Genomic DNA, 13,930 nt, shown 5'->3' on the forward strand with positions numbered 1-13,930 from the left:
TCACTGCACTGTAAGCCGACATGTTTACAGTGCAGATGCATAAGGCTCACTATTTACAGCAAATCCGCCCAAGATTGTAACCACGCTTTGGCAAACTCTTCAGGCTCTTCCACTTCAGTCGCATCAATAAACAGCACATCGCCAATACGGCTGCCAGATTGCTCAGCTAATAGCTCATCAAACTGTTTACCAGCCCCGCAGAAGTTCTCATAGCTGCTATCACCTAAAGCAATCACGCCATATTTCAATTCAGGCTGATAGCCGACAACATCTTTAATTTCGTAAAAAAGCGGCGCAATAGTATCGGGAATGTCGCCTTGTCCGGTGGTGGAGGTGATCACTAGAGCAATGCCCTCTCCCGCATTGTAAATTTGCCAATCCGCTAGCGTTGGCTCTTCAAACACTGCGACTTCATGGCCTTGCTGTTCAAAGATCTCTTGCGCCACCTCAGCAACCGCTAATGCGTTGCCATACACCGTCCCGACAAAAATTCCGATTTTGGACATTACGCCCTCCTTATAAAAACCTGTCAAACAGGATAATCAATCACATTAATGTCGAGCTTCGAGACAGTATCAACCCATCCAAATTGCTCAACTAATGACAGCCATTGTGCATCCCATGGCGCGACTAACGATATTTTTTCTTCTGTTATAGGGTGAATAAATATTAGCTGGCTAGCATGCAGCATCAAGCGAGAAACTGAAAAATGTTCACTCACACCGCGGTTTTGTCGTAAATCTCCATGTTTACTATCCCCAATAATTGGATGACGTAAGTGGGACATGTGGCGCCTTAATTGGTGTTTGCGTCCCGTTTCAGGCTTAAGTTCAACAAGGCTAAAACGCGCAGTATCATAGCGCCCAATCGCTACTGGACACTCAACTGTCGCCAAAGGCTGGTAATGGGTGACACACTCTTGTAACCGTGGCTCTTTAGTGGCATGTTTATCCGCAATTTTGTCGAGTTCCTCGAGCAACGGATAATCCAATCTATCCCCTTGTGTAACGTAGCCTCGCACAATCGCATGGTACACTTTTTCCATGGTATGCTGCTCGAACTGCTCGGCGAGTGACCTTGCTACCTCACTGGATAATGCAAACAACAACACACCCGATGTCGGTCTATCAAGACGATGGATTGGAAAAACATGCTGCCCAATTTGGTCACGCAGTGTTTGCATCACAAACACCGTTTCTTTGCTGTCGAGCCAACTGCGGTGCACCAACATGCCTGCTGGTTTATTAACAGCAACTACATACTCATCTTGGTAGATAATATCCAGCATCCGTTATTCACCCATCACGGTGAATTGAAAGTAGCTATCTAACTCACGCAAATGATCGAGGAATGCAATAAAGCGCCCTTCTTCATCGTCTTTGTAGATCTCTTCAAAATATGGGGCGATAGCAAAATTGCTCGGCAACATGGCACCTTGATCAATCATCGCAGTCAACCGAGGAATTAAAATCCACTGTAACCATTGCGCAGCCTCCATCGTATCGATGGCGAAAGGCTCTACACTTTCAAACGCGTCTGGACTTGGTGGTACTTCTTCCCATAAGGATTTGGCTCTCATCTCTATTTCAAGATGACCGAGTTTCTCAAGGATGCGTTGCTCAATATTCATACTAAAACCTATTCAACTATAATAATTCAAAATATACCGTATTTTTGGACACCGTTTTGTCGCAAACATGGTTCTGTCATAAACATAGTCTGTCGCAAATATAGTCTGTCGCAAATATAGCTCTGCCGCAAACATGGGGATGAGACAAGCAAAAAACAATCATGAGCCTAAAAATTGACTTTCAATTTTCCATTCTTAACATTTATTAAAATAATGAATATTTGTTTATCATTCGTTGTATGTTCAGCATTTATTATCAAATGTTTTTCTACACAGTTTGCTTTTTTTTCATTATTAACATAAAGATGGTTTATCTATGGGACTATTAAAGCAGTGGCGTCAACAAAACAAGACATGGAAATCTTTCACTAACAAATACGTACAGCTAAAAAGAAAGATCCGCATTGCTAAGTTGCCTTCACAACAATATCAGCAATATCAATCGATGTGCGATACATACCAAAGCGCCCAGCTATCAGCGACTATCGATGGTGTACCTCAATTTATTGAGCGACCAATCAACAAATATCTGCATAAAGCATGGAGCGGTAAACAGAAATTATCCACTGCAAGCTACACGTTAGATTTAATTGAAAAAACCTTTACGCCTGAAGCTATTAACGCCATGTTTTCAGATAAACGAGATGGCTTAACGGTCGCGAATATTGAGCTAAAATCTGGTGATTTTGCCCAATTAAAAATGATTTATTCTCAATATCCACGTGAAGGGGATCTCTCCATCCATTTACTCAATGAAACGGGTGATGAAATCTATTTGATGAGTTTCTCATTTGGTGAACAAGGCCAGCTGTATGTCTGCTCTCTACAAGGGCCATCGACAGAGCAGAGTGTAGAGCAAGTGAAATCCATCACAAAGCAGATGCATGCAATGAGGCCTAAAAACCTTTTGATGTCTGCTATTTATGCGGTAGCTGCTTATTTCCAAATCAAATCTATTCTCGGAATTTCAAATAACAGCCATATCAAAAGCCAGCATTTAAAATCTAGCTACGATACCTTTTGGGAGGAATGTGGCGGCGTTTTAAATGCTGAAGGTTGGTATCAATTACCGCTTCAAGAGCCGATGCGTGATATCGAATCAGTAAAAAGCCAGAGACGTTCTGAATTTCGTAAGCGCGAAGCACTGAGAGAAGCTATGTCCCAAAGCATTATTGAGTCCCTTACCCAATACTCAAACTCAGCTCAGAAATAAAAAAAAGTAGCCAGTTAAAACTAACTGGCTACTTATCTCTCAATTGACTTGCATCCTGCAATGCGACTTCCTGCCGCCTAACATCCTGTTAGATAAAAATTTAGCAGACCAACTGTTCTGCTAGGTTATCCATTTCCTTGTTTTTTATATGTAAAAAAGCTAAACAACTACCCTGTCCAGCCCGATAAGAATGTATTAAATCCATTAACCAAACAACCTAGTGTTCTACATTCTGGTTATTCAAAAAATAGTAAAAAACTTAAAATGGATAGTAACGCCATGAAATTAAAAGTTAAATAGTTCTCATTTCAGTAAAATGAAAAATTATTAAGACATGGCTTAACCAAATTGTAGGCAATAACCTACAACACCATGCTATACATCTCTTACCCCTGAGATGATATAACGGGCTTCAGTTGTTGAATAAAGCTCGCAAGATTTTCTGCAATAACTTGTCGTTGCTTGCTTCCAAACGTTTCTACAATAATTTCTCCGGTTAAATTACACATAGAAATCATCTCTAATTCAGAGTCTAACGTAGCAATAAACAGCGTTGGTGCTAACTTTAAGCGCTTTTGAGTCACCAAATGCCCAATCAAGTTTTCCTGTAAGCGAATAAAATCCTCCTCGCTCCACACTTGCACCAAATTCAATGACAAGTCACCAAATGTCGCACTCATGTCTCCAGCTAACTGAGTGGTATAAAAAGCATGAATATCGTCCTGTAATTGGAGATCTAGCGCATTAGCCACATTATTTAAGCTTTTCTCTTCTAATGGAAACGGTTGAGGCTCCCAATAAACCACATCATCACCAGTACGAACGATGCAAGGAGAAGGTACCCCATACAGCTCAGCAGACACCGGCGGAAGCCCCGTTGCTTCTTGCCACTTAGCCACATACTGGCTGGTAAAATTTTTAATTAAATCAGAGATTATTGTATTCATCGTTTTTCAATTGTGAGAAATGACATTATTGAAACCAATTTAAATTGGCAGACTCAATATTACGGATAAGTGGTATTATGACAGAAGTTAACCAGCGAATAAAACGCGCTCAGTTTGCCAATGTTCAGCACTGACACACCGAAAAGATAAGGATCACAATGTCTCACTATCAAAATAACCCCGCTCTCGATAATTTAACCCTCGGGAAAAAGACGGCTTATCATGACCAGTATGATGCCACTTTATTGCAAGCGGTGCCGCGTAGCCTTAATCGTGATCCTTTGGATATTCATGCTGATACACTGCCATTCCACGGTGCCGATATTTGGACACTGTATGAACTCTCTTGGCTAAATGCCCGTGGCGTTCCTCAAGTGGCGATAGGCTCTGTCAGTGTAGATGCGACAAGTGAAAATCTGGTGGAGTCAAAAAGCTTCAAGCTTTATCTGAATAGTTTCAATCAGACCCGATTCGAAACGTGGGAAAATGTGCGAAGCGTTTTGCAAAATGACCTAAGCCGCTGTGCTAATGGCGAGGTTAAGGTTACACTTTATAAACTTGATGACTTCACTCAGCAAGCCATTCACCCATTCCAAGGTGTCTGTATTGATGAGCAAGAGATTGACATCGATAACTATGAATTTAATCGCGACTATTTGGTCGATTGCACCCAACCAGAGGTCGTCGAAGAAACCCTCGTCAGCCACCTGTTGAAATCAAATTGTTTGATAACCAACCAACCTGATTGGGGCTCAGTACAAATTCATTATCGCGGTCCGAAAATTGGCCGTGAATCGTTATTACGTTACCTCGTCTCATTTCGTCATCATAATGAATTCCACGAACAGTGTGTGGAGCGCATCTTCAACGACATAACAATACTGTGCAAACCAGAAAAATTATCGGTGTATGCACGCTATACTCGCCGAGGTGGGCTTGATATCAACCCATGGCGCAGTAATGAACAATTCGAGCCTGACACGGGTCGTTTGGCACGGCAATAAGTACCTACTAAATTGAAAATCAGTGTAATTTAAGAGAATGCTATTTAAATCATTTTCAATGTAATTCACGCGTCAAGAGCCCAATTGGGCAAAGGAGTGTTACTTGATTACTCATATCAGTCCATTAGGATCTATGGATCTATTGTCTCAGCTTGAAGTCGATATGCTGAAACGTACGGCGAGCAGCCATTTGTATCAGCTATATCGAAACTGCTCCTTAGCGGTATTACATTCAGGAAGCCTAACTGACAGCAGTAAAGAGCTTTTAGAAAAAAGTGCAGGTTTTGATATCAACATTTTACGCCGTGAGCGTGGTATCAAATTAGAGCTTATCAACCCGCCAGAAAAAGCGTTCGTTGACGGTAAAATTATTCGCTCATTGCAAGCAAACTTGTTTGCCGTACTGCGCGACATCCTGTTTGTTCACGCTCAAATCAGCAACGCCAAACAGCAGTTACATCTCGATTTAGAAAACAGCACTCACCTCACTAATATGATCTTTTCCATCTTACGTAACGCTCGTGCGCTACATATTGGTGAAGAGCCGAATATGATCGTGTGCTGGGGTGGTCACTCCATTAATGAAAATGAATACCTGTATGGCCGTAAAGTCGGTAATGAACTAGGCTTGCGCGAACTGAACATCTGTACGGGTTGTGGACCGGGAGCCATGGAGGCACCAATGAAAGGTGCCGCGGTAGGTCACGCTCAACAGCGCTATAAAGATAGTCGTTTTATCGGGTTAACTGAGCCATCCATCATCGCGGCTGAACCACCTAACCCATTAGTGAATGAACTGATCATCATGCCAGACATTGAAAAACGTCTTGAGGCATTTGTCCGTTTAGCCCACGGGATCATTATTTTCCCTGGTGGTGTGGGAACTGCAGAAGAGCTGCTGTATCTGCTGGGTATTATGATTGATCCTGAAAATACCGAGCAAGTGCTGCCATTAGTCCTGACTGGACCGAAAGAGAGCGCTGAATACTTCTCTGTTTTGGATGATTTTATTCGCCATACTCTGGGAGATGAAGCGAGCAAACATTACCAAATCATTATCGACAACCCGCAAGAAGTGGCACGCGTGATGAAAAAAGGTATGTCTGCAGTGAAAGAGTGCCGTCGTAATACGGGTGATGCGTACAGCTTCAACTGGTCAATTAAAATCGCCCCTGACCTACAGCATCCGTTTGAACCAACCCATGAAAATATGGCGTCACTGAATCTGCATCCGGGCCAATCCCCAGAAAAACTGGCTTCAGATTTACGCCGTGCTTTCTCTGGAATTGTCGCCGGTAACGTCAAAGAAGTCGGCATGAAAGCGATTGAAAAACATGGTCCTTTCAAAATTCATGGGGATAGCGACATCATGAAACGCATGGATATTTTACTCCAAGGTTTCGTGAAACAGCATCGTATGAAGTTGCCGGGTGGCACCGCTTACGAACCTTGCTATGAAATTGTGAAATAATCACCTACGCGCCAAGGATGGCGCGTTTAACCACCAAACGGCTTATGATCCATTTATTAATTATTGATGCTTTAAACTTAATTCGACGTATCCACGCGGTTCAGGGTAGCCCATGTGGAGAGACTTGTTTGTCCGCTATTTCTCAGTTGATTAACCACACTAACGCCACCCATATCGTGGCAGTATTTGATGAAGAAGGTCGCCACCATAGTTGGCGTCATGAGAAACTGCCTGACTATAAAGCCGGGCGTCAGCCTATGCCTGAAAACTTGCAAGCTGAGTTACCTCAGCTCGTTGCTCAGTTTGAAGAAAATGGTATTCATTGCTGGCAATCTGAAGGTGATGAAGCTGATGATTTAGCCGCAACTCTTGCCAAACGTATTGCCGATTCTGGGCATACCGTCACCATCGTCTCTACCGATAAAGGTTACTGCCAGCTACTTTCTCCAAATCTGCGTATCCGTGACTATTTTCAAAAACGTTGGTTGGACGTACCTTTCATCGAGAATGAATTTGGAGTCAAGCCTGAACAACTACCTGATTACTGGGGTTTAGCGGGGATCAGCAGCAGTAAAGTTCCTGGAGTGGCAGGTATTGGCGCAAAAAGTGCCACGGAGCTACTTCAGCGATTCCACACGATTGAAAATCTGTACGCCAACTTTGATGCTCTTGAAGAGAAATGGCAGAAAAAACTGATTAACCAACAAGAAATGGCGCTTATCTGTCGCGATATTGCCACATTAAAAACAGACATTGCCTTGAAAGGTAATCTGAATCAGTTACGCTATCAAGCTAAATAGCAGGCACAAAAAAGGTCACTTCACAGTGACCTTTTTACTATTCAAGCCAACTTTGACTTAATAATATTCACGTGCCATTGGGTTTGCAGACCAAACACGTTGTACATGCACGGTGACTTCTTCACGGTCATGATACAAATGTTTCGCGTGGATCAGAACGTTGATACCATTCTCTTTCAGCTGAACTTTCATTTTTTCCAGAATATGCGCGACTTCTTCATAACGCTTTTTCATCGGCAGCTTCAAGTTAAAAATGGTCTCGCGGCACCAGCCTTCTTGCAGCCACTGAGTCATTAATGCGGCCACTTTGGCAGGTTTTTCCACCATATCACATACGAGCCACGTGATATTTTGAGAGGTTGGCTTAAATTTAAAACCATCTTCACGGTGATGTCGAACTTGCCCTGTGTCCATCAAGCTTTCTGCCATTGGACCATTGTCTACCGCTTCCACCATCATACTGCGTTTGACGAGTTGATAAGTCCATCCTCCCGGACATGCGCCTAAATCCACTGCTTTCATGCCACTCGCTAAACGCTCATCCCACTCTTCATAAGGAATAAACACATGGAAAGCCTCTTCCAACTTTAACGTCGAGCGGCTTGGTGCATCCGATGGGAACTTCAAGCGCGGAATACCCATATAGAAATTCGAGCTATTATTCGAATAAGAATAACCGGTATAGCAGCACCCCGGCGCAATAAAGAACACGTGGACGACTGGGCGTTTAAAGTTCTCTTGCGCTAATAAGATTTTCTCTTGGCGTAACGCATTACGTAGAGGTACCGTAAATTTACGGCAGAATTTCATCAATTCTTTTGATTCATTGGTATCCGCAACTTCAACACGCAGATCCCCCGCTCTCTCAACCTGCTGGCTAAGTGCGTTCACAATCGGTGTGACTCTATCTTCTGGCGGTAAATCTTTTAATAAATCACCCACCACAAACATTTGGCGAGCAAAAATCAATTCACGAAATGGAAGTGTACGCGCAAGGATGTCCGCATCCTCAGATTGATAACATTCGAAAATAACATAGCCGCTATTTTCTTTAACGCGGGCAAAACCGTAAATTTCGCGTTGCCCTGCTTTATCTGTAATTTCTGCTGCGCACTCTTTTTCAAAGCCCGGGCGGCAATATAATGCAATTTTATTACTCATTGCGTGACGCCGATTTCCTTAGACGCATAGCGCCAATAACAACTAAAAGCCAGCCAACGAGGAAGCAAACGCCACCTATTGGCGTAAAATAAGAGAAGTATTTTACCTGCAATAAGGCCATACAATAAAGGCTACCGCTAAAAAGAAGTATCCCTACGGAGAAAAACACACCAGCCCAATAGAACCACAAAATGACTTTACGCAGTAATACCGCACCCAGCACCATTAATGCAACGGTATGAAACATTTGATAACGTAGCCCTGTTTCAATCCAAGCCATTTGATGAGCGCTCATAATTGGAGAAAGTGCATGAGAACCAATGGCACCAAATGCAACAATAAAAAATCCACTAATCCCTGCAAAAATTAACATCAAACGACTATTCACAATAGCACCTTCGTTTTAACTGTTTGATTATTGTATATGCGTCAAATCTTGGTCATTGGTAATAAAGCCAAGCTTTTCTTGCTCACTGGCTGCTTGCGCAAGGATCCATTGACGAAATGCCGCTATTTTCCCTAAATCGGCCTGACTCTCTTGGCAGACCAGATAGAATGCATTTTTACTGACTAATACTTCACTAAACGGACACACCAATCTGCCGGCATCAATCTCATTCTTTGCCATCACATTATTGGTTAATGCCACCCCTTGCCCATGAACTGCTGCTTGGATCACCATGGCACTGTGACTAAAAATAGGCCCTTGCTGCACATTCACAATATTTTGTAGATCTAATTGCTTAACATAAGCTTGCCAATCACGACGAGAAGAGTCATGAAGCAGCGTATGCTTAGCTAAATCTTCCGGGTTCTTCAGTTGATTTCCCCCGGTCATCAATGCAGGTGAACACACTGGCATTAAATATTCGGCGTAAAGTCTGTCCGTTCTTAAGCCTGTCCAGTTTCCTCGGCCATAAAAAATGGCCACATCCACATCATCCGCTAGCTTATCTTCTTCCCGATCAACCGCTTGAATACGCACATCAATGCCTGGGAAAGCTTGGTTAAATCCAGAAAGCCGAGGAACCAGCCATTGTATCGCGAAACTTGGCGATAAGCTTACAGTTAGTGCGCCTTTTGCACTTCTGGCTTGAAGCTTTCTCGTCGCTTCATTTAAAGACGAGAAAATTTCCTTGATATCAAGGTAATAACTTTGCCCTTCTTCCGTCAGCAGTAGTGATCGATTTCGACGGCGAAATAGTTTTAATCCGAGGAAATCCTCTAAGCTTTTTATTTGATGACTGACAGCTGCCTGTGTCACAAATAATTCATCTGCCGCTTTAGTAAAACTTAAATGACGAGCGGCGGCATCAAACACTCTCAGAGCATTTAAAGGCGGTAATCTTTTAGACATAATCTCTTCGACTCAGCTTCGTTATACGCATTAGTTTTTCTCATCCGAAGCATTATAAATTGTCCCTTGAGGATACGCCAGTAAATACCTATAGTATGCGCACTTCCTAAGCCGGAACGAAAAGTTGCAGAGTTTAGTTACTTTGAAACTTTTGGCTTTGTGGTTGTGATGTTGTGTTTGCAAGTTGTCTGGTTAATCCAGGCTTTGTAGCGATTGCTACTGTTTTTTTCACTTCCTGTACATTTACCCTGTCTGTCCATAGTGATTTTTATAGTGCACCGCCTAAGCGCGGTGCTTTTTTTATTTTGGGCGACATAAAATCCCTTATGAAAGATAAAAAAACATTATCCCATCGGATTTCGAGTAAAAAAGCCCATAAAACGCATCTTAAATTAAATTTAACCATTCGGTTAAAAAGCAAACCTTCATCGACTGAGTGCGTTAACTTTTTTCAGGCGCGCAATTATTCAAAAATTTGCGCAAAAATCTTCCTGTTAAGTGTAACAAATTATTTCTAATAATCGATAACTGAATAACATTTTTTATCTCCATCTACTTATTCACTGTTTTCCGTTATTATCATAATCAACGCATATTCATAACCACAACTATAGCCACATTCACCTGTTGGATAGCTAACATCAAAGAATCAGCATAATGGATAACTTTAACGCTCCTCAATTTCGTCAGCAATTTCCAGCCATCGGCTCTGACATTGTTTTCCTTGATAGCGCCGCCACCGCTCTAAAACCCTTGGATATGATCAACGCCTCTGACGATTACTACCGTTTTTCAGGTAGTTCGGTCTATCGCGGGCAATCTCCCGAAGCATTAAAAATTACTCAATTGTACGAACAAGGTCGCGTATTAACGGCAAAATATATCCAAGCGCCAGACGAAAAATCCATTATCTGGACACGTGGCACCACTGAATCTATTAACTTGATTGCGCAGAGCTATTTCCGTGAGAAACTTCAAGCAGGTGACGAAATTATCGTCAGTGAGACTGAGCATCACTCAAACTTACTGCCGTGGCTGATGTTGGCACAACAAACAGGTGCAAAGATCGTAAAATGGTCGGTGACTCCTGACTTAACCTTAAATCTCAATGCGCTGCTATCGATCTTGAACGCCAAAAGTAAAATTGTTGCAGTAACGCAAATGTCTAACGTAACGGGCTACCAGCCGGACATTAGCGCGATAACCACACTTGCTCATCAATTTGGTGCAAAAGTCGTTGTTGATGGCGCTCAAGGCGTTGTACACCATCCTCTTAACGTCATGGAAACTAATGTAGATTTCTACGCGTTTTCAGCACACAAATTATATGGGCCAACAGGTTTAGGCATCTGCTATGGAAAACCTGAACATTTAGCCTATATGAGTCCATGGCATGGTGGCGGTAAAATGTTAAATCACGTTGATTTTTCAGGTTTCACCCTCGCCCCAATACCTCAACGATTTGAAGCTGGAACCCCGAATATCGCAGGTGTAATAGCCTTTTCAGCTGTGCTCAAGTGGCTTTCAACGCAAAAATTAGCGCAAGCAGAAGCCTATACTTGCGCCTTGATAGACTATGCCTATGAGCAGCTTTCTCAACTCGAAGGTGCGATTTGCTATCGCACGCAAAATTCGCCACTTTTATCTTTCAATTTCCACAATATTCACCATAGTGATTTAGGGCTTTTCTTGACCGAACAAAAAATTGCATTACGCTATGGACAACATTGTGCTCAACCATTGATGGATTCACTCAATATCAGCGGGTGTTTACGTATCTCCGCCATGCCATATAACAACAGGCAAGATATTGATAAATTTATTGATTCAGTGAAATTTGCACTTTCGATTTTAAATGATTAAAAGGTAATCTAATGACTTTGTCTCGACATGAACTGGCTTCTCATCCATTTGGCACAGAAATTGTCATTCACGAAATCGTTGAACAGTTTTCCAAACAAAAAGCGTGGGAAGATAAATATCGCTTACTTATTCAACTCGCGAAAAAACTGCCCTCTCTCACAGAAGAAGAAAAGCAGCAGACTCAGGAAGTTCATGGGTGTGAAAACCGTGTATGGATTGGCGCTATTCTCAATGATGATGACACATTCCATTTTTATGGGGATAGCGAAGGACGTGTAGTGAAAGGGTTATTTGCTATTTTGCTCGCCTGCGTTGAACAGAAAAATGCACAGCAAATTTTAGCAACTGACTTCGATGAGATTTTCAGCCAGACTGGCTTATCAGGGCAACTGAGTGAATCCCGCCAAAATGGGATCCACGCATTGATTACTGCAATCAAAAACATTGCGGGTGAAATGACCCCAGCAGAATGATTATTCCGTTGAGGCTACACCGTAGCCTCAATTCTACTGTTTAGCTTCTCTTTGTGCCTTTGCGACCATCTTTTTCAACGCATGGGACACCGCAATAAAGCCAAAACTGGCCGTCACCATCGTGACCGCACCAAATCCTGATGCGCAGTCCATACGTTTTGAACCATCTGCCGTGCTTTTCGCTGCGCACACCGTTCCATCACTCTGTGGATAGACCAACTGCTCCGTCGAAAATACACAATCGATTCCCAATTTACCTTTGCCATTTTTCACGACATTAAAGTCTGATTTCAGACGTTCGCGTAATTTTGCTGCCAAAGGATCTTGAACTGTCTTTGCTAAATCTGCGACTTGAATTTGGGTCGGATCGATTTGACCACCAGCGCCTCCCGTCGTCACGACAGGAATTTTAAAACGTCGACAATATGCCAGCAGCGCCGCTTTCGGTCTTACACTGTCAATGGCATCAATAACGTAATCAAATCCCAAAGAGAGGTATTCAGCCACATTATCCACCGTAATGAAATCATCGATAACATTCACGGTACACTCAGGATTGATTGCCAAAATGCGCTCTTTCATCACATCAACTTTAGGTAGCCCCACCGTTGATTTCAATGCATGAAGTTGGCGATTCGTATTTGTCACGCAGATATCATCCATATCTATCAGGGTGATAGCACCAATACCTGAACGCGCCAATGCTTCAGCAGCCCACACACCAACGCCGCCCACACCAATAACACACACATGTGAACGTGCAAAAAGATGAAGGGCTTGTTGCCCATATAAACGCCCGATTCCAGCGAATCGCTGCATCCACGCATCAGAAAGCTGAGCTTGCATAATCACAAACAACCTTAGTTAAAACGAAAATCGAATAAACAGTAAATGGGGGCTACATCGCACTAAAAACAGGCTGGCTCTTTTTCAGAACCCATACTCGGCCATAGTGGTTATAAAAACCGGCCATTTTACCTGCATCGTGCCCTGTTCCATGATAAATATCGAAATGGTGCCCTTTAATTGCGCCACCCACATCAAGGGCAACCATCATACGCATTTCGTATCTACCCGTAAATTTCCCATTGCCATCTAACACAGGAACTTCGGCTAGCAATGCGGTTCCCGGTGGGATCAAGGTTTTATCCGATGCTACCGACGCTTTTGCTACTAATGGCACCGCACTCGCACCTCTGACAGGGACAAAAGATTGCGGTTTAAAGAAAACAAACGATGGATTACTTTCAAGTAATTCACGCACTTCTTGTTCACTGTGGGTGTTTGTCCAGTCGTGAATAGCCTGTAGGGACATTTTTTCTAAAGGCACTTCGCCTCTATCAACTAGCACCTTGCCAATACTTTTATATGCATGACCATTTTTGCCTGCATAAGCGAAGAAATTCAGTGGGCTACCATCGCCGAAATCCACGTAACCACTGCCTTGCACTTCCATCATAAAATTGTCGACAGGAGAATCGCTGTAAGCCAAGATCAGATTGTTACTGAGTGCACCATTATATATTTGCGCACGGCTAGGTAAGCGCCCCTTGCTTTTTGACGGCATACCATACAATGGATGGCGGTAATTACCTTGCGGCGAGCGGCGAGCTTCAATTACTGGCGTATAGTATCCCGTGAATTGGACGTTTCCATAATTGTCCATCCCTTCCATTTGGAAAGCCGACAAATTGAAACGCGATAACTGAGCAGGATCGCCCCCTGCCATCAACCAGTTTTCTATTGCGTGGTAAGTTTCATTATTGTTGTTGAATAAGCGTGGCGATGCATTTTGAATTTCCGTCACTTGGCGATTAAAATCCGGCGCATTTATTGGTCGTCCTTGCACGTTAACTTGATTAACTTGTTGCAAGTCTCTATGCAATTTCCCGTCTTTATATTGTTGTCCTTTATCTGTTGGATGAGATTGACACCCAGCCAGTAAAGAAAAGAAGACGCCCGCGATTAACCCTTTCAGCCATGAATTCATCTTTATACCACCTAACACATA

13 protein-coding genes and 2 pseudogenes are annotated in these 13,930 nt (G+C 42.8%); 6 read left to right on the top strand and 9 right to left on the bottom strand.

The genetic code is table 11. The features are described from left to right. Positions 1–53: 53 nt before the first annotated feature. From GKR74_RS09235 to GKR74_RS09245, 3 genes and pseudogenes are all read right to left on the bottom strand, one after another. Entirely contained in the window at positions 54–506 is a 453-nt protein-coding gene (locus tag GKR74_RS09235; RefSeq protein ID WP_154603347.1) for a flavodoxin, read from the bottom strand. Then, positions 506–1,288 (bottom strand): annotated as a pseudogene (truC, locus tag GKR74_RS09240) (tRNA pseudouridine(65) synthase TruC). Before truC ends, GKR74_RS09235 begins: the two are co-directional and overlap by 1 nt. Positions 1,289–1,291: 3 nt before the next feature. After that, positions 1,292–1,630 (bottom strand): YqcC family protein, encoded by a 339-nt coding sequence (locus GKR74_RS09245; RefSeq protein WP_154603349.1) that lies wholly within the window; start codon positions 1,628–1,630, stop codon positions 1,292–1,294. 316 nt (positions 1,631–1,946) lie between these two features. On the opposite strand from GKR74_RS09245, the gene GKR74_RS09250 reads away from it, so the two are divergent. Then, entirely contained in the window at positions 1,947–2,843 is an 897-nt protein-coding gene (locus GKR74_RS09250) for a VirK/YbjX family protein (RefSeq protein ID WP_154603350.1), read from the top strand. 386 nt (positions 2,844–3,229) lie between these two features. On the opposite strand, the gene syd is transcribed toward GKR74_RS09250, so the two are convergent. Further along, a complete protein-coding gene (gene syd / locus GKR74_RS09255; RefSeq protein WP_154603351.1) occupies positions 3,230–3,790 on the bottom strand; it encodes a SecY-interacting protein in 561 nt (186 codons plus the stop codon). 158 nt (positions 3,791–3,948) lie between these two features. Here syd and queF point away from each other — a divergent pair, with 158 nt between their 5' ends. The 3 genes from queF to xni all read left to right on the top strand — a co-directional run bounded on the left by queF (position 3,949) and on the right by xni (position 7,065). After that, on the top strand, positions 3,949–4,794 hold the full coding sequence (gene queF, locus GKR74_RS09260; protein ID WP_154603352.1) for an NADPH-dependent 7-cyano-7-deazaguanine reductase QueF: 846 nt from the start codon (positions 3,949–3,951) through the stop codon (positions 4,792–4,794). Positions 4,795–4,897: 103 nt separating this feature from the next. Then, on the top strand, positions 4,898–6,265 hold the full coding sequence (gene ppnN, locus GKR74_RS09265) for a nucleotide 5'-monophosphate nucleosidase PpnN (RefSeq protein WP_154603353.1): 1,368 nt from the start codon (positions 4,898–4,900) through the stop codon (positions 6,263–6,265). Between the two features lie 44 nt (positions 6,266–6,309). Beyond that, a complete protein-coding gene (gene xni, locus GKR74_RS09270) occupies positions 6,310–7,065 on the top strand; it encodes a flap endonuclease Xni (protein ID WP_154603532.1) in 756 nt (251 codons plus the stop codon). A 57-nt stretch (positions 7,066–7,122) separates the two neighbouring features. Here xni and rlmM read toward each other — a convergent pair whose 3' ends face one another. From rlmM to GKR74_RS09285, 3 genes are read right to left on the bottom strand one after another with little or no spacing between them, the layout of a single operon-like run. After that, positions 7,123–8,226: a 23S rRNA (cytidine(2498)-2'-O)-methyltransferase RlmM gene (gene rlmM, locus GKR74_RS09275; RefSeq protein WP_154603354.1), complete on the bottom strand. Its 1,104-nt coding sequence runs from the start codon at positions 8,224–8,226 to the stop codon at positions 7,123–7,125. Continuing rightward, entirely contained in the window at positions 8,219–8,614 is a 396-nt protein-coding gene (locus tag GKR74_RS09280) for a DUF423 domain-containing protein (protein ID WP_036956331.1), read from the bottom strand. Before GKR74_RS09280 ends, rlmM begins: the two co-directional genes overlap by 8 nt. A 27-nt stretch (positions 8,615–8,641) precedes the next feature. Then, entirely contained in the window at positions 8,642–9,583 is a 942-nt protein-coding gene (locus GKR74_RS09285) for a transcriptional regulator GcvA (protein WP_154603355.1), read from the bottom strand. 657 nt (positions 9,584–10,240) lie between these two features. Between GKR74_RS09285 and csdA the strand changes: the two genes are divergently transcribed. Next, positions 10,241–11,446 (top strand): cysteine desulfurase CsdA, encoded by a 1,206-nt coding sequence (gene csdA, locus GKR74_RS09290; protein ID WP_154603356.1) that lies wholly within the window; start codon positions 10,241–10,243, stop codon positions 11,444–11,446. 11 nt (positions 11,447–11,457) lie between these two features. Next, positions 11,458–11,916, top strand: a pseudogene (gene csdE / locus GKR74_RS09295) (cysteine desulfurase sulfur acceptor subunit CsdE); the annotation flags it as partial. A 36-nt stretch (positions 11,917–11,952) separates the two neighbouring features. Here the strand turns inward: csdE and tcdA are convergent. Beyond that, on the bottom strand, positions 11,953–12,765 hold the full coding sequence (gene tcdA / locus GKR74_RS09300) for a tRNA cyclic N6-threonylcarbamoyladenosine(37) synthase TcdA (protein ID WP_154603358.1): 813 nt from the start codon (positions 12,763–12,765) through the stop codon (positions 11,953–11,955). A gap of 52 nt (positions 12,766–12,817) precedes the next feature. Then, positions 12,818–13,909, bottom strand: a complete 1,092-nt coding sequence (gene mltA, locus GKR74_RS09305; RefSeq protein ID WP_154603359.1) for a murein transglycosylase A — start codon at positions 13,907–13,909, stop codon at positions 12,818–12,820. Positions 13,910–13,930: the final 21 nt, after the last annotated feature.

The organism is Providencia sp. wls1914 (assembly GCF_009706645.1).
GTDB lineage: Bacteria > Pseudomonadota > Gammaproteobacteria > Enterobacterales > Enterobacteriaceae > Providencia > Providencia zhijiangensis.

Excerpts from the sequence above, each read along its gene's own strand:
- queF (WP_154603352.1), top strand. The coding sequence starts at position 3,949 with ATGTCTCACTATCAAAATAACCCCGCTCTCGATAATTTAACCCTCGGG.
- GKR74_RS09245 (WP_154603349.1), bottom strand. The coding sequence starts at position 1,630 with ATGAATATTGAGCAACGCATCCTTGAGAAACTCGGTCATCTTGAAATA.
- tcdA (WP_154603358.1), bottom strand. The coding sequence starts at position 12,765 with ATGCAAGCTCAGCTTTCTGATGCGTGGATGCAGCGATTCGCTGGAATC.
- GKR74_RS09250 (WP_154603350.1), top strand. The coding sequence starts at position 1,947 with ATGGGACTATTAAAGCAGTGGCGTCAACAAAACAAGACATGGAAATCT.
- GKR74_RS09285 (WP_154603355.1), bottom strand. The coding sequence starts at position 9,583 with ATGTCTAAAAGATTACCGCCTTTAAATGCTCTGAGAGTGTTTGATGCC.
- GKR74_RS09235 (WP_154603347.1), bottom strand. The coding sequence starts at position 506 with ATGTCCAAAATCGGAATTTTTGTCGGGACGGTGTATGGCAACGCATTA.
- syd (WP_154603351.1), bottom strand. The coding sequence starts at position 3,790 with ATGAATACAATAATCTCTGATTTAATTAAAAATTTTACCAGCCAGTAT.
- xni (WP_154603532.1), top strand. The coding sequence starts at position 6,310 with ATGATCCATTTATTAATTATTGATGCTTTAAACTTAATTCGACGTATC.
- rlmM (WP_154603354.1), bottom strand. The coding sequence starts at position 8,226 with ATGAGTAATAAAATTGCATTATATTGCCGCCCGGGCTTTGAAAAAGAG.
- mltA (WP_154603359.1), bottom strand. The coding sequence starts at position 13,909 with ATGAATTCATGGCTGAAAGGGTTAATCGCGGGCGTCTTCTTTTCTTTA.
- csdA (WP_154603356.1), top strand. The coding sequence starts at position 10,241 with ATGGATAACTTTAACGCTCCTCAATTTCGTCAGCAATTTCCAGCCATC.